Source organism: Streptomyces sp. NPDC002851 (genome assembly GCF_053591935.1).
Genome location: NZ_JBSFUT010000008.1, coordinates 140,778 through 162,872, shown reverse-complemented (window position 1 = coordinate 162,872; position 22,095 = coordinate 140,778). Strand labels below are relative to the sequence as shown.

Below are 22,095 nucleotides of genomic sequence, written 5' to 3'. Positions count from 1 at the left end.
GGACAGAACATGACCGAATCCGTGGGGGTACGCGTCGAAGGGGTCCACTTCGGCTACCCCGGCCAACCCGTGTTGCGCGGCGTCGACATGACCGTCGAACCGGGCGAGCTGACCGCCCTCATCGGGCTCAACGGCTGTGGCAAGTCGACCCTGCTGCGGCTGGCCGCCGGGCTGCTGCGTCCGGATGAGGGACGCGTACTGCTCGGCGGGGACGACTTGGCCCGGATCTCCCGGCGCGCCACCGCACGGCGCGTCGCGCTGCTGCACCAATCCGCCCCGTCCGTCCCCGGTATGACCGTCCGCCAGCTCGTGCGGCAGGGGCGGTACGCGGCCCGCGGCCCGCTCGGCATGCTGCGCGAGGGCGACGACCCCGCCGTGCAGCGCGCACTGCGCGATGTCGGTGTGGAGGAGTGGGCCGAGCGTGATGTCGACGTGCTGTCCGGGGGCGAGCGGCAGCGGGTCCGGCTCGCGATGGCGCTCGCCCAGGACACCCGCGTCCTGCTGCTCGACGAGCCGACCACCTATCTGGACCTGCATCACCAGCTCGACGTGCTGCAGACCGTGGTGCGGCTGCGCGAGGAGCGCGGTCTCACGGTCGTGATGGTGCTGCACGACCTGGCGCACGCCGCCCGCTTCGCCGAGCGGATCGTCGCGCTGCGAGACGGCCGCGTGGTGGCCGACGGGGCGCCGAAGGAGGTCGTCACGCGCGGGCTCCTCGCGGACGTGCTCCAGGTTGCGGGCCGGGTCGGTGAGGACCCTGAGGGCGGCTGGCCGGTGTGTTACCCAGATCACCCTCTCCCAGTCTAGTAAATGATAATCATATTCATTAAGTTCTCTCCTGCGGTGCTCACCCGAACGCCGCAACTCCCGTGCGAATAAGGAGAGTTCATGGAGAACGAGCAGGTCTTCGCGCCGATCGCCGACCCGGGCCAGCTGGCTCACGACTCGGCTTCCCACTCCAACGCGCTCGTCGAGAACCCCTTCGACGACACCGAGGAGTGATCAAGGGCTGACGCCTTGATCGTGGGCCCGCCCCGTCCCCTTCGGGGCGGGCCCACACGCTCCTCCAGGCCCATCCGACTCCCCCAAGGCCCATCCCGACAGGAGAACAGACGTGTCCCGAAGCCGGCTCGCACCTGGTGTGGAGGTCGTCACCGTGCCCGGTCGGGGTCTCGCCGTCCGCACGGCCGACGGGGAGTTCCTCAGCGTGCGGACAGGCGACACGGACCAGGACGCCCTGCTTGCCCGGCTCGCCGGTACGGTGACGGGCGAACCGGACGCCGAACTCGACCGCCTCGTCGGGGCCTTCGAAGGCGCCGGATACCTGGCGGACGGTCCGCAGCGCGCCGCATGGCCCGCAGGGCGCCGGGACGTCCGGCTCGTGGGCGACCCCGTGCTGACCGGGCCGCTGGCCGCGTACCTGCGGGCCGCGGGTGCCGAGCCGCGGTCGGCAGGGCCCGACGAAGCGGCCGGCGGAGAGCCCGCCGCCGTGGTCTGGTGCCTCGACGGGCCCGTGCCCGAAGGGCTGTGGGACGCCGCCGACCGGCTCCCCGAGCGCGGTATCGCCTGGCTGCGCTGCCACCGCGAGGGCTGGCAGGCCTACCTGGAACCCCTCGCGGCCGCAGCCGGTGACGTCATCTCCGCTCACATCCGTTCCCGCCGGCTCGCCGCCACGCCCGCGCACCACGAACTGGACGCCTACTGGAGCGGCCCTCGTACGTCCGGCGCATCCGTCCAACTCACAGCTCCGGCAGCAGGGTTGCTTGCCGCCCTGCTCACCGACGACCTCACCCGGTGGGCCACCGGCACCCCCGAAACCGGCCGGCTGCCCACCCGACGCCGACTCCGCCGTGTCGACCTGCGCACGCTGACCGTCACCGAGCACCCCGTGCTGCCCGTCCCCGACGTCGCCCCCATGCCCGAGAGGGCCGGATGACCCCGCTCACCGTCGCCGTCGGGGGCCTTGCCACCGACGTCCACCTCCCGGACGACGACGGCCCCTTCCCCGCCGTCCTCATCCGTACGCCCTACGACCGGCGACGCCACCACGCCGAGCTGCGCGGCTGGGCCCGGCGCGGATTCGCCGCACTGGCCCAGGATGTACGAGGCCGCCACGCCTCGGCAGGGGAGTGGCACCCGTACGAGAACGAGGCCGCCGACGGAGCGACAACCGCCCGCTGGATCCGCCAACAACCCTGGAGCGACGGGCGGTTGGTGGCAGCAGGCGCCTCCTACGCCGCGCACTGCGCGCTCGCCCTCGCGCTCGACGTACCCGAGGGCGACCGCCCCGACGCCGTCATCGCAGCCGTGCCCGCTCTGGGCGCCGTCGAGACCGCTCGCGAACCCTCAGGTGTGGAACGGCTGTTGGCACGCGCCGGGTGGTGGGCGGCCCACGGCGACCGGCGGGACTCCGACTTGGAGGCCCTGCCCAAGGCCCTCGACGCCGACCCCGGACTGCTCGCCCACCTGCCGGTGAGCGACCTCCCCGCGCGACTGCGCCAGAGCCTGCCCTCCTGGCCGGGTCTGTGGCGGAACCACGACTGCGGCCGGCTCGTGATGCGGGCGGAGCGCGCCGGGATGCCCCTTCTCGCAGTGGGCGGCCACCACGACCACTTCGCCGAGGACACCATCACGCTGTGGAACCGCTGGGGCGGGCCCTCGGCGCGCCTGCTGATGGGTCCGTGGGGGCACGGCCTGGTCGCCGAGCCCGGCCCTGACGCCGGGCCCGCCCACCGGGTAAGCCTCGGCGAGCTCTACGCCCGCTGGGCCCGCCTCGCCCTCGCCGGGAACGTCGGACACGGGCGCCGCGGTGCGGTCGGCCTTGGCGGCAGCCCGCTGTGGGTGTCCGCCGGCACCGAGGGCGAGCCGTACAGTCCGGACGTACGACTACTGCACGGCGCCTCCTTCGCCGCTGACCCCGAACGCCCCGTGTCCTCGGGGGAGTTGACCGTTCCCACCGTCGGCACGCCCGACCGCTGCCTGCTCGTCTCCGCGCCGCTGCCACGCCCGCTGGATGTCGTCGGAGCCGCCGAGGTGCGCCTGCGGGCCACCGCCGACACCCCGTCCGCCGACTGGTTCGTCAGACTCGTCGCGGTCACCCCGGAAGGCACGGCCGAGCGGCTGGCCGTCGGCGTCGTGCGGCGTGCGGACCCTCCTGGCGGGGCCGCCGAGTTCAGCGTGGCGCTCGGGCGGCTCGCACGGCGGCTGCCCGTCGGCACCCGGCTCCGCCTGGAGATCGCCGGGCACCACTTCCCGGCCCACGCCCGCAACCCCCACTCCGGCGACGACCCGGTCACCGCCACCCGCCTGCTCGCCTCCCGGCGCACGGCCGACGCCGGGCGGGTGGCTCTGCGGCTGCCCGTGCTCCGTACCCGTCCCACGCCCACCGATCCCGCAGAGGAGATCCTGCGATGACGGCGCTGCCGCTGGAAGCTCTTGTCGACCCCGTGTGCGGCATCGTCCGCAAGGTCAAGCCCGTCGAGCACCCCGCGGGCGCTCCGCCCCGCTACACCGCGCTCACCGCCGAGATCGCCGACGCGCGCAAGCTCGGCCTATGGCCCGCGGACCGCGTGTCGCTCGGCACCACTTTCGGCGACCCCGAGGGCGCCCGAATAGCCGCCATCGCCGAGGGAATCGAACGGTACTGCGGCAACCGCGTACCGCCACCCGGCCACCCCGACGCGCCGCTGCGCGCAACGGCCGCCGAGCTGGCCGAGAAGGGGCTGCGACTGTACGGGCCGGACGAGCTTCCCGCGTACGCCGACTGGCAGTACAGCCGCGCACAGTTCCCCTACCGCCCCCTCACCCCCGACACGCCCTCGCTGTGGACACGCGGGCAGGAACGGCTGCCCGGCGGGGGCACGACGGAAGTGTGGGCGCCCGTCGCGCTCACCCACCTCAACTGGCGCCAGGGCGAGCTGCGTTCGCTGCCCCGCACCCACCACCTCAACTACGCGGGGATCGCCACCGGGCAAGGATTCGACGACGCCGTCGAGCGCGGCCTCCTTGAGATCGTCGAGCGGGACGCGCTGGAACTGTGGTGGCACCTCGACGGCCCCACCCGTGGCATCGACCCGGCCAGCGTGCCCGGCCTGACCGACGACCTCGCCGGATCCGCACTCGACGTATGGCTCGCCGAGATGCCGTCGGAGTTCGCCCCCTGCATGGCCGCACTCGTCCACGACCCCCGGCTCGGCCTCTACGCCGCCGGGTTCGCCTGCAAGTACGACCCGGCCGAGGCCGCCCGCAAGGCCGTGCTCGAAGCCGTCCACACCTGGGTGTTCACCCAGGGCCTCACCGACCCCGAAGGCTGGGTGTTCCAGGCCGTCGAGGCCGGGCTGCTCGCCCGCGGGCTCTACCTCGACCACCGCGAGGACGGCCGCTACCTCGACGCCTGCGGCGAACACTTCGCCCGCGTACGGGACTTGGGCGCACACGTACAGGTGTGGCTGGACGAGCGGATGGCCTCCGAGGCACGGCGTTTCACCGCACCGGCGCACGGGGTCGTGTCCATCGAGGAGGTCGGGCCCGGCAGCCGGGACCGGCTTCAGCGCGCCCTCGACGACGGCGGCCACCGCGTCATGACCTTCGACGTCACAACCGAGGACGTCGCCGAAACCCCGCTGCGCGTCGCCCGGGTCCTCGTCTCCGGACTCATCCCCAACGCCCCCGCCGCCTTCGGGTACTTCGGTTGCCCGCGCCTCGCCGAGGCCGCCCTCGAGCGTGGCTGGCGTACGACCGCACCGACCGGTCCGGAGGACTTCACGCTGGCTCCTCCGCCCCACATGTGAGGGCCGCCCCGTGGATCTCGTCACCGCTCTCGCCCGCGCCCGTTCCGCCGAACGGCCCGGCCCGGACACGCCCGCCGGGCCCGCTGTCAGGGCGTGGCCGGGCAAGGCGTGCCGCCTGCCGGAGCCCGGACCCGCGGAGCTGGACCTGGACCGACTGCTCCGCCTCTCGCTTGCGGCATCGGACGGTGCCGGACGACTGCGGCCCGCCCCGTCCGCAGGTGCGCTGCACCCGGTGGACGCCCAGCTCCTCGTGGCGACTCACTGCTCGCTGCCGCCCGGGCGCTACGGCTACGATCCGCTGGCCCACCGGGTGCACCGTCTCGGCCCCGTACCCGATGACGCGTCACCGGGACTGACCGTCGAACTCTCCGTAACCCCGCAGCGCACGGTCTCCCACTACGGCCACCGCGCCTGGCCGCTGATCCTTCTGGACACCGGACACGCTGCCGCGGCGCTGTCGCTCGCCGGGCGGGCGCTGGGCCTCTCCGAGCCCGTACTCCGCTTGGCCGGGTCCACCGAAGACCCCCTGGCCACAGTGCACTTGGACCCGCTCGAGAGCGTGCACCGCCGAGCCGGTCAGGTGGCTGCCTCCGAAGAAGCGAGCCGGTTCGTGGACGGACCCACGCCCTGCGAACTGCTGGCCCGGCGTAGCGCCCCGCCACCGCTGCGCGGCGCCCCGCCCCGGGACGTCCTGGCAGCGGTGCTCGCCACCGCCGTCGACGCGAGCGCCGGTGAGCTCTCCTGGTGCGTGGCCCTCGGTGAACCGCAGCCCGGACTCGCCGAGTTGGCCCCGGACGGCACACTGCGGCGCCTCGCCGCGGGGGAGGCCCGGCCGACGCTCGCCGCCTGGGCCGCGGGCCAGGCATGGATCGCGGAGGCCGGCGCCGTCCTGCTGGGGTACGGCTGCCCCACGGACGCCGACGCCCCGCTCATCCGCCGGGCACACCTACACGCGGGATTCGCCGTCCACCTGGCCCAGACAGCCGCCGTACGACAGGGTCTCGCGGCCCGTCCCGTCGGCTCCTGGCAGCAGGCCGACCTGGGCGCCGCGCTCGGCGCCGCGCCGGGCAAGGACTGGATCGTCCACGGCCTGGCCCTAGGGGGTGTCTCCCCGATCCTGGCGGGCCCGCGACGCCTGGCACGCACTCTCGCCGCACCAGCCGAAGCCCCCCGTACGCCTGGGCCATCGAGTGAACAGCACTGCGCCCGGCACGCCGACAGCACGCACCAACTGCATCCATCAGCCGCTCCGCGGCGGGCGCGGGCAGATCCACGAAGACCTGGAAGACGGGCCCTAAGCACCACCCACCCCCAGAAGAGGACCCCGTGATCGTTCACCCCGAGCTGCGCCGCGCCGCACGGCACGCCCGGCGCCCCCTGCTCGCGGCCACCCTCCTGCAGGGGGCCGTCACCCTCACCCACCTCGCGCAGGCCGTGCTGCTCGCCGTCGCCCTCGCCGACCTGGCCCGGGGCGGGACGGATCGGCTTCCCCTGCTCCTGGGTGCCGTGCTCGGCGTCGTCGCCGCCCGGGCCGTGGCCGGCAACCGGCAGCGCCGTACCGCCACCCGCGCCGGGGCACAGGTCAGGGTGCGCCTGAGGGACGAACTCCTCACCCACCTCGGACGGCTCGGCCCCCCGCATCTCACCACCGCCCGCGCCGGGGCCGTCCGCACCACGCTGGTCGACGGGGTCGAGGGCGTCGACGCCTACGTCTCCCGCTACCTGCCCCAGCTCCTCATCACGCTCGCCGTTCCGCCCCTGCTGCTCGCCGCCATGGCCGCCATCGAACCCCGTTCGCTCCTCGGTCTCGTCCCCGCCCTGCTCCTCGCTCTGGTCGGGCCGCGCGCCTGGGACCGGCTCCTCGCCAAGCGCGGCAAGGAACACTGGGACACCTACGAAGGCTTGGGCGCCGACTACCTGGAGGCCCTGCAGGGCATGCCCGCACTGCGAGCCGCGGGCGCCGTCGGACGCGCCCGGGAGCGGCTTCAGGAGCGTTCGGCGGCGCTGCACCGGGCGACCGTCGCCAAGCTCCGCGTGTCGCTCGTCGACACCGGCCTGACGGATCTGGCCATCCAGGGCGGCGTCGTGGCCGCCGCGCTGCTCGGCTCCTTGTCGGCCGTCACCGGATCCACCACGGCGACGGCCACCTATCTGGTGCTGCTCCTGGCCTCCGAGTGCTTCCGGCCCGTCCGTGACCTGTCCCGTGAGTGGCACGCCGGGTACTTGGGCGTGTCGGCCGCGGACGGGCTCGCGGCGCTGCGCACCGCCGAACCGGCGGTCCCCGACACGGGAACAGCGCAGGCACACTGGCCGACCGCGCCCGAACTGCGCTTCGAAAACGTCGAGTTCGGTTACGACGGCGCTAAGGCCCCCGCTCTCAGCGGGATCACCTTCACCGCCGAGGCAGGGCGCACCACGGCCATCGTCGGCCCGTCGGGCGCCGGCAAGTCCACACTGCTCGCCCTGCTCCTGCGCCATCGCGACCCGCAGCAGGGCCGGATCAGCGTCGGCGGCCGCGACGTGGCCGAGTACGCACTCGACTCGCTGCGCCACGGCATCGCCGTCGTCTCCCAGGAGACGTACCTCTTCCATGCCACCATCGCCGACAACCTGCGCCTGGCACAGCCGGTCGCCACGGACGACGAACTCATACGGGCGGCACGCACCGCCGGTATCCACGACGAGATCGCCGCCTTCCCCGACGGCTATGCCACCGTCCTGGGCGAACGCGGCGCCACCCTGTCCGGCGGTCAGCGGCAGCGGCTGGCCCTCGCGCGTGCCCTGCTCGCCGATGCTCCGGTACTCGTCCTCGACGAGGCCACCAGCGCGGTCGACGAACGCCGCGAGGCCGACATCGTCCGGGAGTTGCTCGCCGCCGCGGGCTGCCGGACCGTCCTGGTGGTCGCCCACCGGCTCGCCGCCGTCCGGCACGCCGACCGCATCGTGGTACTGGACGGCGGACGCGTGGACGCCGTCGGCGAACACGCCGCCCTCGTCGAAGCAGGAGGCGTCTACGCCGAGCTCGTCAACGCGGGCCGCACTCATGAAGAAGGGCTCGCCGCATGAGCACCAGCACCACCGACCACATCACCACGGCCGACGCGTCCGCCGTGCCCGCGCGCGGCTCACTGCGCGCCCTGCTGCCCGCCCTCGCCGGGCACCGGGCCATGATGACCCGCACCTGCGCCGCCGCCCTCATCGAACAGGGCTCGCTGGTCATGCTGTTGACGCTGGCCGCACACACCGTCGGCACCGCCGTCATCGAAGACCGCGCCCCCTCGGCCGGTACGGTCACCGCACTCGCCGTCCTCGTCCTCGTACGCGCCCTGATGACCTGGCGCGAGATGGACCTCTCGCACGACCTGGCCTACCGGGTCCTGGCCGAGCTGCGCGTGCGGATCTTCGACGGGCTCGCCCGCAGCGCTCCCGCCCGGGTGGCCGGCAAGCGCAGCGGAGACCTGGCCGCCACCGCGATGGCCGACGTGGAGGCACTGGAGTTCTTCTACGCCCACACCACCGCCCAACTCCTCGCATCCGGCGTGGTGTTCACCGGCGGAGCCGCCGCGCTGGCCACGGTGGAGCCGTGGCTCCTGACGGCGGTGCTGCCGGTCGCCGCGCTGCTCGCCGTGGCGCCCTTCGCGGATGCGCGCGGCCGCGCGGTGCGCGGCGCCCGCACCCGAGCGGCCGCCGCGAAGCTCTCGGCCGACACCGTGGAAACCGTCGACGGGCTGCGCGAACTGCTCGCCTTCGGCGGCCTGGCGGAGCGGCGCCGCCGAATCGCCGAACAGGGCCGCAGGGTGGGAGCGGCCCAGCGGTCCGAGGCCACCTGGGAGGCCGTGGCCGCCGCCGTGCGCGACGTACTCATCGTCGTCGCGCTCCTCGGCGTGGTGGCCGCCGCGGCTCAGTCCGTGACCTCCGGGCGTCTGCACGGCGCATGGGCCCCGGCAGCGATGGCGTTGGCCCTGTCGGTGCTCGGGCCGGTGGCCGAGTCGGCCCGGGCGCTGAGCCAGGCCGTGGGACTGCGTGCCGCGGCCGCCCGCGTCGACGCCGCCCTGAAAGCCCCCGCGCTCGCCCCGCCGCCTGCCTCACCCCGTCCCCTTCCCCCGGGCCCACTGGGCGTGCGGCTGCACCGGGTGAGCTTCGACTACGGGGGACGGCCCGTCCTCGACGGGGTCGAGCTGACAGTTCCCGCCGGGCAGACCCTCGCCCTGGTGGGCGCGTCGGGAGCCGGCAAGTCGACCTGCGCCCACCTGCTGGCCCGCTTCTGGGATCCGTCCGCTGGAGCCATCCACCTGGTGCCCGGTGGCGGCGACTCCATCGATCTCCGCGACCTGACCGACGCCCAACTCCGCAGTGCCGTGGCCGTGGTGGGCCAGGACACCCCGCTCTTCCACGGAACCCTCGCCGAGAACCTGCGCCTTGTCGCACCCGATGCGGACGAGGACGTCCTCGCCGAAACAGCCCGGCTGTGCGGCATCGACAGGATCGCCGCCATGGACACCCTCGTCGGGGAGCGCGGCCGCACCCTCTCGGGCGGCCAGCGCGCGCGCATCGCCCTCGCCCGCGCCCTGCTGGCCGAGCCCAGGGTCCTCGTGCTCGATGAGACGACCGCCCACCTGGACAACGCCGGAGACGCCCAACTCGCCACCGTGATCGGAGGCAAGGAACACCGCACCACGATCGTCATCGCCCACCGGCCCGCCACCATTCGCCGCGCCGACCGCATCGCCGTACTCGAAGCGGGCCGCATCGCGGAGGAGGGCACTTGGGAGGAACTCATCAGCCGCCGCGACAGCGTACTCAGCCGTGTATTGGCCGTCACGCCCTCCTGACCACGCCCTCCTGACGACAGTCGGAGGAAGAATCAGCTCAGGGTCTGCGACGCTCGCAGTCTTGACCGATGGGTCCGCGGCAACGTAATTTCGGCCGCACCGACTCGTGAACCGTTGACTCATGGACCGCTGGAAGGAGGCGAAGTCGGATGTCGGCCTTCTCCGATCTGCAGCGCCTCGCCCGCCGGGATGCCTGGGTTCCGGGTCGTGTAGCGCACGGCTGCTGAGCAGCCCCCTTTTTCCGGAGTGCCCGATTACGGCCCCGGCTTCTTTTGATTTCTGTCACCGCCTGCGGCACGCCGTCGCGTGCTGGTTTGCGCACCGGGACTCTCGGGCTGCGCCACCGAAACAGAAGGCTCTGAAATGGCGACTAGGGTAATCAGATCGACCGCGACCGCGTGCCGAAATGAGGGTGCGTCATGGTAGCGGCGCGGATCACGGTCAATGGGAAAGAGACACCGATTTCACCGGCCGCGCCCCACACCACGGTGCTGGATTTTCTGCGCGAGCGCGGCCTCACCGGCACCAAGGAGGGCTGCGCCGAGGGCGAGTGCGGCGCCTGTTCGGTCCTGGTGGCCCGTCCCGGGACGAACAAGCCCACGGACTGGGTCGCGGTCAACGCCTGTCTGGCCCCGGTCGCGGCGCTCGACGGTCAGGAGATCGTCACCTCCGAGGGCCTGGCGATCGAAGGCGAAGGCGGCACGGCGCCCACGCTGCACCCGGTGCAGGCAGAGATGGCGGTCCGTGGCGGCTCCCAATGCGGGTACTGCACACCGGGGTTCGTGTGCAGCATGGCCGCCGAGTACTACCGTCCCGACCGCTGTGCGGACGCGCAGGCGGAGTCGGCCGACGGCACCCACCCCGAGCACGGTCCGAACGGTTTCGATCTGCATGCGCTGAGCGGAAACCTGTGCCGCTGCACCGGCTACCGCCCGATTCGCGATGCCGCGTTCGCCGTTGGGGAACCCACCGACGACGACCCTCTGGCGCGGCGTCGCGAGCAGTCCCCGCCCGAACCGGCTGCCACCGCATACACCCAGGGCGACAGCGCGTTCCTGCGGCCGAGCACCCTTACCGAAGCGCTGCAGTTGCTGCGCGAGTGGCCCGACGCCGTGGTGGTCGCCGGGTCCACCGACTGGGGTGTGGAGGTCAACATCCGCTCCCGGCGGGCGAGTTGTGTGATCGCCGTCGACCGGCTGCCCGAAATGCGGGAGCTGCGTGTCGAATCCGACCGCATCGAGATCGGGGCGGCGCTGACGCTCACCGAGATCGAACGCCGCCTCGACAGCAGCGTCCCGCTCCTTGCGGAACTGTTCCCGCAGTTCGCATCCCGGCTCATCCGCAACAGCGCAACCCTCGGCGGCAACCTGGGTACCGGCTCGCCCATCGGTGACAGCCCGCCGGTCCTGCTCGCCCTTGAGGCGTCGGCGCTGCTCGCCGACGCCGACGGTGAGCGCGAGGTCCCGCTGGCGGACTACTTCACCGGCTACCGGCAGAGCGTGCGCCGTCCCGGCGAGCTGATCCGCGCGGTGCGCATCCCGCTGCCGCTGTCGCCGGTCACGGCCTTCCACAAGATCGCCAAGCGGCGCTTCGACGACATCTCCAGTGTCGCGGTGGGTTTCGCGCTCGACATCGAGGACGGTTTCGTACGCAAGGCCCGCATCGGTCTGGGCGGCGTGGCCGCCACCCCGATCCGCGCCCTCGCCGTCGAGGCGGCCCTGGAAGGCAAGTCCTGGACGGCGGAGACCGTGGAGGCCGCGGCCCAGATGCTGCGGGCCCAGGGCACGCCGATGAACGATCACCGCGCCAGCGCCGACTATCGCTCCGCGATGCTCGGCCAGAGCCTGCTCAAGCTGTACGCGCAAACCACCGAGGCGGTGCCGTCATGAGCCAGTTGTCCGAGCGTCCCGAAAAGCCCGTCGTCGGCGTCTCGATGCCGCACGAGAGCGCCCACCTGCACGTCACCGGCACCGCGCGCTACACCGACGACCTGGTCCATCGCACCAAGGACGTACTGCACGCCTACCCGGTCCAGGTCATGAAGGCCCACGGCAGGGTCACCGCGCTGCGCACCGAGCCCGCGCTCGCCGTGCCCGGTGTGGTCCGCGTGCTGACCGGGGCCGACGTGCCCGGCGTCAACGACGCCGGAATGAAGCACGACGAACCGCTCTTCCCCGACGAGGTCATGTTCCACGGCCACGCGGTCGCCTGGGTGCTCGGCGAGACCCTGGAGGCGGCCCGGCTCGGTGCGGCGGCCGTCGAGGTGGAACTCGATGAACTGCCTTCCGTCATCACGCTGCAGGACGCGATCGCGGCCGACAGCTTCCACGGCGCTCGGCCCGTGATGCGGACCGGCGACGTCGACGCGGGCTTCGCCGACTCGGCGCACGTGTTCACCGGCGAGTTCCAGTTCTCCGATCAGGAGCACTTCTATCTCGAGACGCACGCGGCGCTTGCCCAGGTCGACGAGGCCGGGCAGGTGTTCGTCCAGAGCAGCACCCAGCATCCTTCGGAGACCCAGGAAATCGTCGCGCACGTGCTCGGCCTGCACAGCCACGAGGTGACCGTGCAGTGCCTGCGGATGGGTGGCGGCTTCGGCGGCAAGGAGATGCAGCCGCACGGGTTCGCGGCCGTCGCCGCGCTCGGTGCCAAGCTGACCGGTCGGCCGGTCCGGCTGCGGCTCAACCGGACCCAGGACCTGACGATGTCCGGCAAGCGGCACGGGTTCCACGCCACGTGGAAGATCGGCTTCGACGCCGACGGCCGTATCCAGGCGCTGGACGCCACCTTGACCGCGGACGGCGGCTGGAGCCTGGATCTGTCCGAGCCGGTCGTGGCCCGCGCGCTGTGCCACATCGACAACACCTACTGGATTCCCCACGCCCGCATCGCCGGTCGTATCGCCAAGACCAACAAGGTCTCCAACACCGCCTTCCGCGGCTTCGGCGGACCGCAGGGCATGCTGGTGATCGAGGACATCATGGGCCGGTGCGCGCCGCTGCTCGGCCTGGATCCGATGGAGCTGCGGGAGCGCAACTTCTACCGGCAGGGCCACTCGACGCCGTACGGACAGCCGGTCCTTCACCCCGAACGGATCTCCACCGTCTGGCAGCAGGTCAAGGACAACGCCAGCATCGCCGACCGTACGCGCGAGATCGCGGCCTTCAATGCCGCGCACCCCCACACCAAGCGGGCGCTCGCGATGACGGGCATCAAGTTCGGCATCTCGTTCAACCTCACCGCCTTCAACCAGGCCGGCGCGCTGGTCCTGATCTACAAGGACGGCTCGGTCCTCATCAACCACGGCGGCACCGAGATGGGCCAGGGCCTGCACACCAAGATGCTGCAGGTGGCCGCGACCACCCTTGGCATCCCGCTGCACAAGGTACGGCTTGCCCCGACGCGCACCGACAAGGTGCCCAACACCTCAGCCACCGCCGCCAGTTCCGGGGCGGATCTCAACGGTGCGGCGGTGAAGAACGCCTGCGAGCAGCTGCGTACGCGGCTCCTTCAGGTGGCCGCGACCCAGCTGGGCGCGAACGCCTCGGACGTACGCATCGTCGAGGGCGTCGCGCGCGCCCTCGGCAACGACACGGAGCTCGCCTGGGACGACCTGGTGCGCACCGCGTACTTCCAGCGCGTTCAGCTGTCGGCGGCCGGTTTCTACCGGACCGAGGGTCTGCACTGGGACGCGAAGACGTTCCAGGGCTCGCCGTTCAAGTACTTCGCCTATGGCGCCGCAGCGGCCGAGGTGGAGGTGGACGGCTTCACCGGCGTGTACCGCATCCGGCGGGTCGACATCGTGCACGATGTCGGCGACAGCCTGTCCCCGATGATCGACATCGGTCAGGTCGAGGGCGGTTTCGTGCAGGGCGCGGGCTGGCTGACGCTCGAGGACATGCGCTGGGACACCGGTGCGGGCCCGAATCGCGGTCGGCTGCTCACCCAGGCGGCGAGTACGTACAAGCTGCCGAGCTTTTCGGAGATGCCCGAGGAGTTCAACGTCACGCTCCTCGAGAACGCCACCGAAGAGGGCGCGGTGTACGGGTCCAAGGCGGTGGGTGAGCCTCCGCTGATGCTCGCGTTCTCGGTACGGGAAGCGTTGCGGCAGGCCGCCGCGGCATTCGGGCCCGCCGGAGTCGGCGTGGAGCTCGCCTCTCCCGCGACACCCGAGGCGGTGTACTGGGCGATCGAAGCGGCCCGCGGCGGCGACGCGCAGCGCAACGACCACGTTCGTACGGGCAGCGAAATCCCCACCGGAACAAGCGCGTTGAGCCATGCCTGAGATGACCTGGGTGGCCGCGGTCGCGAGGTTGCGGGCCCGCCGGGAACCCGGCGTGCTCGTGACCGTCGCGACCGTGCGCGGCCACGCACCCCGCCGGGCCGGTGCCAAACTCGTCGTGGGACGGACCGGGACGTGGGGTTCGATCGGCGGCGGCAACATCGAGGCCGTCGCGATCGACCGGGCCCGTGAACTCATCGGCACGCCCGATCCGGAGCCGGAGCTGATGGAGTTCGCTCTCAACGACAAGGTCACAAGCCGACACGGCGTGCAATGCTGCGGCGGGGCCGTCACCGTATTGCTCGAACCGCTGTCGGTGGTCCCGGCGGTGGCGGTCTTCGGCGTCGGGCACGTCGGCCTTGAGCTGGCACGCATCCTGGCCCGCCACGACCTCGATCTGCACCTGATCGACACCCGTCCCGACATGCTCACCGACGAACGGCTCGACGTGCTCGCGGATGCGGTGGCGCAGATCCACGTGCACCACACACCGTTGCTTCCGGAGGAGGCGCTGGCGGAGCTGGCACCCGGCACCCACATCCTGATCATGACCCATGACCATGCCGAGGACGCCGCGCTGTGCGACGCGGCCTTGCGCACCACCGGCCTCGGCTCCATCGGACTGATCGGATCGGCCGCCAAATGGGCCCGCTTCCGGCACCGCCTGGCCACCGAGGGCGGCCACGACGCCACCACCATCGGCCGGATCAGAACCCCGATCGGGCTCACCGGGATCACCGGCAAGGAACCCGCCACGATCGCGGTGAGCGTCGCGGCAGACCTGCTCCGGACCTTCGAACAGGACCGCAACTGAGCAGCGCCTCGCCCGAAGCGGGTGCCCGCGGTCCACGCACGCTCAAGTGGCGGGGCGGCCGCCGTACGGGACCGAGCCGACTCCGCGCATTCGACAGATCTGCGTAGTCGGCCACTCGCTCTTGTACGAGCTGGTGAATCCGCGTCACAGAGGGCGGGTGCTACAAAGAAACCCGCTTCATCTCCGCCTCCCGGCCGCGCTCCTCACCCCTCGAGCGCGAGTGGCCGGGGCGCGCGCACCGGACGATCCGGGTGGCGTCGAAGCGTATGCGCCCGCCTCGATCAGGCACTGCCGCGCCTTCCGAATCAAGGGGTGCCTTCGGCCCCCGATGTCGTAGAGAGGCCGACAGGTTGAGCCCACAGATATCTTCCGGCGACCGTGCCGCCCCACGCCCGCACACTCCCGCCACCGGCCGGGACGTCGTGATCATCGAGGACGACGCGACCCTGGGCCGCTCCGCGGCCGCCTGCATCGAACGCTGGGGGAGCACCGCGCACCGCCTGCCCCGCCCCGACGACGACGCCCTGCGGCGGCAGTTGAACGGTCCCGTCGACAGCATCGCCATCGTCTCCCGCGACGACATGGTCGCCCTGCGGTACGCGCTCCTCGCCGAGCACCTCAAGCCCGGGGTCCGCCTGGTCGTGACGATCTTCGACCGTACGGTCGCCGAAGAGGTATCGCGGACCATCCCCAACTGCACCGCCCTGAGCATGACCGACGCGATCCTGCCCAGCCTCCTGGCCAACTGTCTCGCTCCCCAGTACGCCATGCTCCAGGCCGTCGGCGACGACCTCGTGGGCGTACGACGGGAAGGCGCGACCACGGACGTCGAACATCTGCCGCGGCGGGCCTTCGCCACCGTGCCCAAGCCGCACCCGCGCAGCACCGTCAGCGCCTGGTTCCGCTCCCTCGGCAAGTCCGCGAAGGCACTGGTCGCAAGCCTGATCGCGCTGCTGCTCGCCTTCTCCGTCGATGTCGCGCTCGGGGTGCTCGTCCTGCACGAGCACTGGACCGAGGCCGTGTGGAACGCGGCCCGTACGCTCACCACGATCGGCTCCTCGCCCGCCGCCGAACACGGGCCCGGCTGGTACAAGGTGTTCTCCGCCGCCGCGATGCTCGGCGTGCTCGTCCTGGCCGCCGTGTTCACCGCCGGTGTCGTCGACCGGTTCACCGGACACCGGATGACCAGCATTCTCGGCGCCCGCTCCATCCCGCGCCGCAACCACGTCATCGTCGTCGGCCTCGGACAGGTCGGCCTGCGCCTGTCCGCCCGGCTGCGGGACCTCGGCGTCAAGGTCGTCGCCGTCGAGCGGAACCGGCAGGCCCCCTGCCTTCCGCTGGCCCGCTCGCTCAACATCCCCGTCGTCATCGGCCGTGGCGGCGACCGCTTTCTGCTGGAGCGGCTCTCCGTACGGCGGGCCCGCGCCCTGGCGGCGGTCGCCTCGGACGGCCTGGGGAACATCGCCGTCGCGGTCGCCACCCGGGCCGTCGCCGGGGACCAGCGCATCGTGCTGCGCGCCGGAGGCGACGAGGTCACCACCGAATCGCAGTCGCTCTTCCGCATCGGCGCCGTCTGCGACTTCCCGCTCATCGTCAGCACATTCGTCGCCGCGACCGTCCTCGACGCCGAACTGCGCAGCGTGTTCGTGGCGGACGGCCGCACCTGCGCACTCTTCGCGGACGACCGGGTCGTGGACCTCGCGACCTGGGACGCGACGCCTGCACACGAGGTGGCACGGGCCTGACCCGCTGTTTCGGGTGAGCGATGAGTTCGGAGCCGTTCCGCGGTCCTCATTGTGAAAGCCCGTACCGGGCGCCCCCCCCCGCACGAGGAGTGGACTCATGAAGTACCTGTTGGCGGTTCAGGGCTCGCAGGCCGACTACGAGGCGATGAGCGGCAAGGCGTCCGCGCACAGCCCGGCCTGGAGTGAGCAGGAACTGCAGGAGATGTACGCGTTCATGGGGCGCGTCAACGACGACCTGGCCGCGTCCGGCGAGCTCGTCGACGGCAACGGCCTCACCTCACCGGCCCAGGCCCGTACGGTCACCCGCGACGAGAACGGTGAGTTCGTCGTCGCGGACGCCCCGTACGGCGAGACCGAGGTGGTGCTCGCCGGGTACTGGGTGGTCGACTGCGCGAGTCAGGAACGGGTCACGGAGATCGCGAAGCGGGTCGCGCAGTGCCCCATCCCGCACGGGACGCCGGACTACCCGGTCGTGATCCGGCCCATCGAGGCGTGATCAGAGAGCCGGTACCGGTGCGTGGGTCCGCGACGCCTACGTGACGGCTGGCTATAGGGCCCGGGCGAACGGCTACAGCGCCCGGGCGACGAGGAGCGCGACGTCGTCGTGGTCGTCGGGGTGGCGCAGGCCGTACAGCAGGAGGTCGCAGGTCTCTTCGAGGGGCCGGTCGGGGGCGTCGAGGAAGCTGAGGAGGGTGTTGAGGCGGTCGTCGAGGGGGTGTTGCCGGGTCTCGACGAGGCCGTCGGTGTAGAGGACAAGCAGGTCGCCGGGGTCGAGGCGGACCGTGGTGGTCTCGAAGGGGATGCCGCCGACGCCGAGCGGAGCGCCGGTGGGCAGGTCGAGCAGCGTGGCGGTGTGGTCCGAGCGGGCCAGCGCGGGCGGCATGTGTCCGGCGTTGGCGATGTGGCACTGCCTCGTACGGGGGTCGTACACGGCGTAGAGGCACGTGACGATGTAGTGCTCCAGGTCGCAGGTGATCTTGTCCAGGTGCCGGAGCACGGCGCCGGGGTCGAGGTCGAGTTCGGCGTACGCGCAGGTGGCGGTGCGTAGTCGGCCCATGGTGGCGGCGGCGTCGATGCCGTTGCCCATGACGTCGCCGACGACCAGGGCGGTCCGGTCATCGGTCAGGGGGATGGCGTCGTACCAGTCGCCGCCGACCTCGGTGGTGGCCTGGGCGGGCTGATAGCGCGAGGCGAGGTCGAGACCGGGGTGACGAGGCGGGTGGTCGGGCAGGAGGCTGCGCTGCAGGGTGAGGGCGGTGTTGCGCACGCTCTGGAACCAGCGGGCGTTGTCGATGGCCACGGCGGCACGGCCGGCCAGCTCACTGGCCAGGACGACATCGTCATCGTCGAAGGGGAGCGGGTTGCGGGTGCGCTTGAGGTCGAGGGCGCCGAGCACCTCGCCGTGGGCGATCAGCGGTACGGCGAGATACGAGTGGACGCCGGCGCGGGCCAGTAGCGAGGCGGCCTCGGCGTCACGGGCGATACGCGGCAGATCGTGATCGCCGACGTGGCGCACCAGGACCGGGCGGCCGGTGTGGACACACAGAGTGACAAGCCGGTCACCGTCGTAGGCGGCGAGCTGACCGGGCGGGTCGGCGGCGCGCAGCGCCACGGTGGGGTGGCCCGCCTTGAGAGCGAGGGCGCGGAACAGTTCCGGGCCGTTGTCCGGTCTGCGGGCGCGGCGGCAGGCCAGGGCGGAGTCGAGAACGTCCACGGCGACCACGTCGGCGAGCTCGGGGGTGGCGATCTCGGCCAGCTCGGCGGCGGTCTGCTCCACCTCCAGCGTGGTGCCGACGCGGGTCGAGGCGTCGGCGATGAGGGCCAGGCGTCGCCGGGCCCGGTCGGCCTCGGCGGCCACGCGGTGCCGCTCGGTGACGTCGACGACCGAGGCGGCCGCGCCCAGGACCCGCCCGCCGGGGTCCTCGAGCCGGTAGAAGGAGAGGGACCAGGCGTGCTCGTGTTCGGGGTCGGCCGGCGGGCGCCCCACGTGGTACTGGTCGAGCAGCGGGGTGCCCGTGGTGAGCACCTGCCGCAGCGCGGACTCGACGGTGTCGATGTCGAGGAAGGGCAGGGTCTCCCGCAGACCCCGGCCGGTGTGGTCCTCGGCGGGGATGCCGTCGATCCGCTCCAGTGCCGGGTTGACCAGGAGATACCGCAGGTCGGAGTCGAGGAGGGCGAGGCCGATCGGTGACTGGGTGATCAACCGTTCGCACAGCGCCAGATCGGTCTCGACGCGCTGGAGCAGGCTGTGGTCGGCCGCGATGCCCAGCGCGTAGACATCTCCGAGATCGTCATGGAGGCGCATGTTCCGGAACTCCGTCAGCCGGGTGCTGCCGTCCTTGTGCCGGATGGGGAAGGCACCGGCCCAGCTCCGGCCGGTTTCCAGGACCTCCGTGAACAGACGCGTGACCGCCCCCAGGTGCTCGGGATGGATGAACAGCCGCGCCGCGTGTGTGCCCAGGGCCTCTTCCGAGGTGTAGCCGAAGAGTTCCTCGGCCTGCGGGGTCCAGAACACCAGGCGCCCGTCGGCGTCGACGACGACCGCGGCCACGCTCAGCACATCGAGCAGGCCGGTCGGCAGGGGCGGCTCGGAGCCGTACTCGTCACCGTTGGACTGGAAGGATTCGGCCGTCATCGCAGGTCCTCCTCCACCCGTCGGCAGGCAGGACGTTCCGGCCTCCTGCCGGCATCGCTGCACGCCCGGGTTCCGACTAGCCGCCCTTCCATGCTGCCCCTGCCCCAGGCTCTTTGCCCTGCCCAGCGTCGGCGCGTGGCGGGCACCGTTGAGTGCGTTGAGTCCGTGCACATCGGGCGGACAAGCAGGACTATGGCCTGTAGAGGTGGAAAGAATGGTGGGTTCTCCACGAAACGGATCCGATGTGCCCACGTCGACAGGGCCGCCTGATGCCTTCGACGCGTCCACCGACGCGGCAGCGGTGGTGGACGCAGATGGGATCGTGGTCGGCTGGACCCGGGGCGCCGAAGCACTTCTCGGCTACCCGGCGCCGGAGATCGTCGGCGGCTCCGCCGCGCGTCTTCTCGCGATGCCCGGGGATCCGGTACGCGTCGTCGGCATCGCGGAGCGGTGCCGCGCCGGACAGGGATGGACCGGTCTCATCCCCGTACGGCACCGAGACGGCAGGCGTATCGACGTACACCTGCGGGTCTCCGCGTCCTTCCGCATCGGCGGGGACGAGTGTTTCCTGATCTCGGCATGGGAGCAGCGGCAGCAGTGGACGGTCGGCCAGTCCGTACTCGACGACTTCCTGACCCGCTCGCCCGTCGGCATGGCGGTCATGGATACGCAGCTGCGCTACGTGTGGCTGAACGACACCCTGGAACGCTTCGGCGGTGTGCCCCGCGAGCAGCGCCTTGGACGTCGCCTGAGCGAGCTGTTGCCCGGGCTGCAGACGGAGGCCATCGAGGGGGTCATGCGTAAGGTCCTGACGACCGGAGTCCCGGTGACCGACTACGAGTACGTGGGATGGAGTTGGGCCGATCCACATCGCCAACACGCCTACTCCACCTCCTTCTTCCCCCTGGTCGACGCCGACAACTCCGTCACCGGGGTCTGCTACATGGTCCTGGACGTCACCGAGCGGTGGAACGCGCGCCAGCTCCTTTCGCTGGTCAATGAGGCCGGGACCAGCATCGGCAGGACTCTTGACGTGATGCGGACGGCTCAGGAGCTTGCCGACTTCGCTGTCCCCCGCTTCGCGGACTTCGTCGTCGTCGATCTCCTGGAGCCCGTCCTCAGCACCGAGGGGCACGGAGCGTGGCTGACCGACGCGGGACCGGCCCCCGCCAAGCCGATGATGCGCCGCGCCGGAATGAGCTCAGTGCGAGAAGGCTGCCCGGAGGCCGTGGCGCAGATCGGGGACAGGGTGGACTTTCTGCCCCCGCCGCACGACGTGAATCTGCTCATCGACGGCGAGCCCATCCTCATCCCGGTCCTGGACCCGGACGACGACTTGTGGGTGGCCGAACAGCCCACCAGAGCGGCGAGCATCCGCGCGTACGGACTGCACTCCCTCATCTCCGTACCGATGCGGGCGCGGAACACAGCCCTGGGCCTCACCACGTTCGCCCGGTCCCTCAATTCCGTCTCCTTTCAGCCCGACGATGTCCTGCTGGCCCAAGAGCTGGTGGCGCGGGCAGCGTTGTGCGTCGACAACGCCCGTCGCTACACCCGGGAACACACGGCTGCGGTCACCCTTCAGCGCAGTCTGCTGCCCCACGCCCTGACCGGAGGAACAGCGCTTGACGTGGCCTCCTCCTATCTGCCGGCGGACGCGACAGGCGGGGTCGGCGGCGACTGGTTCGACGTGATCCCGCTGTCCGGCGCCCGAGTGGGCCTGGTCGTCGGCGATGTGGTGGGTCACGGCATCACCGCGGCGGCGACCATGGGCCGACTGCGCACCGCGGTGCAGACCCTCGCCGACATGGAGATGCCTCCCGACGAACTCCTCGCTCATCTCGACGATCTCGTGCTCCGGTTGAGCGAGGAGGAGCCCGAAGGCGACGCGGCCGATGCGGCCGATGCGGCCGACGCGACCGATGCGGCCAACAAGAACGCGACGGCTTTCCTCGGAGCAACTTGCCTGTACGCCGTCTACGATCCGGTCACCAGGCGTTGCACGATGGCCCGGGCCGGACATCCGCCACCTGTCGTCGTGGCACCCGACGGGCACGTCTCCTTCCCGGAACCGCCCGCCGGGCCTCCGCTCGGCCTGGGAGGGGTGGCGTTCGAAGCCACCGAGATCGAGCTCGCCGAGAACAGCCTGTTCGGCCTCTACACCGACGGCCTCATCCGAGGGGCCGACCATGACATGGAGCTGGGCATGTCCCGATTCGGCGATGTGCTGGCCAAGGCCGCCGCCGCCGACCCCGACCTTCGAACACTGTGCACGTCCGCGGTGCGGCAGCTCGTGCCCGTGCCTCAACCCGACGACATCGCCCTTCTGTTGGCGCGCACGCACGCCCTGGGTGCCGACCACGTCATCTCGTGGGACGTGCCCACGGACCCGGCCGCCGTCGCCGACCTCCGGGCCCGCGCGACTCGCCAAGTGGAAGCCTGGGGCCTCGGGGAACTGGCCATGACGACCGAACTCATCGTCAGCGAACTGGTCACCAACGCGATTCGCTACGCCGCCCCGCCCATGCGCCTGCGACTGCTCCGCGACTTCCGCTTGACCTGCGAGGTCGCCGACGCCAGTAGCACGGCCCCGCGGCTGAGGCACGCCCGGAGCATGGACGAAGGCGGCCGTGGCCTCTTCCTGGTGGCCCAGCTCGCCCATCGCTGGGGTGCCCGGTACACGGCAGGCGGAAAGATCATCTGGGCCGAACAGGAGATCCCGGGCGGAGCTGTCCGCGCTGTCGTGGCAGCGGCCGACGGGTGTGACGCCGACGGGTGTGACGCCGACGGTGAGGTCGTCGATCCGGAGGCCGCCCCTTGAGGGCTCCGGCTCAAGGATGGGTGGGCGGCGGCACGGCGGTTCACTGGGACGGCCGACGTCCCCGCCTTCAGCGCCGACGTAGCGCCTTTCAGCAATTCATGGATCGGCTTCGCGCGGGGATGACAGCATCAGGGCGTGCGGACGGAGCGGCGGAAAGCAGCCCCTGCTGGGGTGGT

At 71.8% G+C, this 22,095-nt stretch carries 14 protein-coding genes and 1 pseudogene; 14 read left to right on the top strand and 1 reads right to left on the bottom strand.

Annotated features, from left to right (window positions below):
* Positions 1-9 precede the first annotated feature (9 nt).
* The 13 genes and pseudogenes from ACWD10_RS11560 to ACWD10_RS11500 all read left to right on the top strand — a co-directional run bounded on the left by ACWD10_RS11560 (position 10) and on the right by ACWD10_RS11500 (position 16,959).
* Positions 10-830, top strand: a pseudogene (locus ACWD10_RS11560) (ABC transporter ATP-binding protein).
* A gap of 58 nt (positions 831-888) precedes the next feature.
* Positions 889-1,002 carry a streptamidine family RiPP gene (gene amiA, locus ACWD10_RS11555; RefSeq protein ID WP_004004115.1) on the top strand — a complete coding sequence of 38 codons (114 nt, stop codon included), beginning with the start codon at positions 889-891 and terminating at the stop codon, positions 1,000-1,002.
* A 112-nt stretch (positions 1,003-1,114) separates the two neighbouring features.
* Positions 1,115-1,936 (top strand): hypothetical protein, encoded by an 822-nt coding sequence (locus tag ACWD10_RS11550; RefSeq protein WP_451089506.1) that lies wholly within the window; start codon positions 1,115-1,117, stop codon positions 1,934-1,936.
* Positions 1,933-3,414: a CocE/NonD family hydrolase gene (locus ACWD10_RS11545; protein ID WP_451089504.1), complete on the top strand. Its 1,482-nt coding sequence runs from the start codon at positions 1,933-1,935 to the stop codon at positions 3,412-3,414. Before ACWD10_RS11550 ends, ACWD10_RS11545 begins: the two co-directional genes overlap by 4 nt.
* On the top strand, positions 3,411-4,790 hold the full coding sequence (locus tag ACWD10_RS11540; RefSeq protein ID WP_451089502.1) for a YcaO-like family protein: 1,380 nt from the start codon (positions 3,411-3,413) through the stop codon (positions 4,788-4,790). Before ACWD10_RS11545 ends, ACWD10_RS11540 begins: the two co-directional genes overlap by 4 nt.
* A gap of 10 nt (positions 4,791-4,800) precedes the next feature.
* On the top strand, positions 4,801-6,120 hold the full coding sequence (locus ACWD10_RS11535; protein ID WP_451089500.1) for a SagB/ThcOx family dehydrogenase: 1,320 nt from the start codon (positions 4,801-4,803) through the stop codon (positions 6,118-6,120).
* Complete coding sequence (locus tag ACWD10_RS11530) at positions 6,117-7,856, top strand: ABC transporter ATP-binding protein/permease (protein ID WP_451089498.1); 1,740 nt, start codon at positions 6,117-6,119, stop codon at positions 7,854-7,856. Before ACWD10_RS11535 ends, ACWD10_RS11530 begins: the two co-directional genes overlap by 4 nt.
* On the top strand, positions 7,853-9,622 hold the full coding sequence (locus ACWD10_RS11525) for an ABC transporter ATP-binding protein (RefSeq protein ID WP_451089496.1): 1,770 nt from the start codon (positions 7,853-7,855) through the stop codon (positions 9,620-9,622). Before ACWD10_RS11530 ends, ACWD10_RS11525 begins: the two co-directional genes overlap by 4 nt.
* Positions 9,623-10,041: 419 nt before the next feature.
* A complete protein-coding gene (locus ACWD10_RS11520) occupies positions 10,042-11,511 on the top strand; it encodes a xanthine dehydrogenase small subunit (RefSeq protein ID WP_451089494.1) in 1,470 nt (489 codons plus the stop codon).
* Entirely contained in the window at positions 11,508-13,907 is a 2,400-nt protein-coding gene (gene xdhB, locus ACWD10_RS11515; protein ID WP_451089492.1) for a xanthine dehydrogenase molybdopterin binding subunit, read from the top strand. The genes ACWD10_RS11520 and xdhB overlap by 4 nt, the downstream gene beginning before the upstream one ends.
* Before the next feature lies 1 nt (position 13,908).
* The gene (xdhC, locus tag ACWD10_RS11510; protein WP_451089689.1) at positions 13,909-14,718 is read left to right on the top strand and encodes a xanthine dehydrogenase accessory protein XdhC; all 810 of its coding nucleotides are present in this window, start codon (positions 13,909-13,911) and stop codon (positions 14,716-14,718) included.
* A 350-nt stretch (positions 14,719-15,068) separates the two neighbouring features.
* Positions 15,069-16,463, top strand: a complete 1,395-nt coding sequence (locus tag ACWD10_RS11505; RefSeq protein WP_451089490.1) for an NAD-binding protein — start codon at positions 15,069-15,071, stop codon at positions 16,461-16,463.
* A gap of 97 nt (positions 16,464-16,560) precedes the next feature.
* Positions 16,561-16,959, top strand: a complete 399-nt coding sequence (locus ACWD10_RS11500) for a YciI family protein (RefSeq protein ID WP_451089488.1) — start codon at positions 16,561-16,563, stop codon at positions 16,957-16,959.
* A 72-nt stretch (positions 16,960-17,031) separates the two neighbouring features.
* Here the strand turns inward: ACWD10_RS11500 and ACWD10_RS11495 are convergent, their stop codons facing one another.
* Positions 17,032-19,098, bottom strand: a complete 2,067-nt coding sequence (locus tag ACWD10_RS11495) for a SpoIIE family protein phosphatase (protein WP_451089486.1) — start codon at positions 19,096-19,098, stop codon at positions 17,032-17,034.
* 214 nt (positions 19,099-19,312) lie between these two features.
* On the opposite strand from ACWD10_RS11495, the gene ACWD10_RS11490 reads away from it, so the two are divergent.
* Positions 19,313-21,919, top strand: a complete 2,607-nt coding sequence (locus ACWD10_RS11490) for a SpoIIE family protein phosphatase (RefSeq protein ID WP_451089484.1) — start codon at positions 19,313-19,315, stop codon at positions 21,917-21,919.
* Positions 21,920-22,095 lie beyond the last annotated feature (176 nt).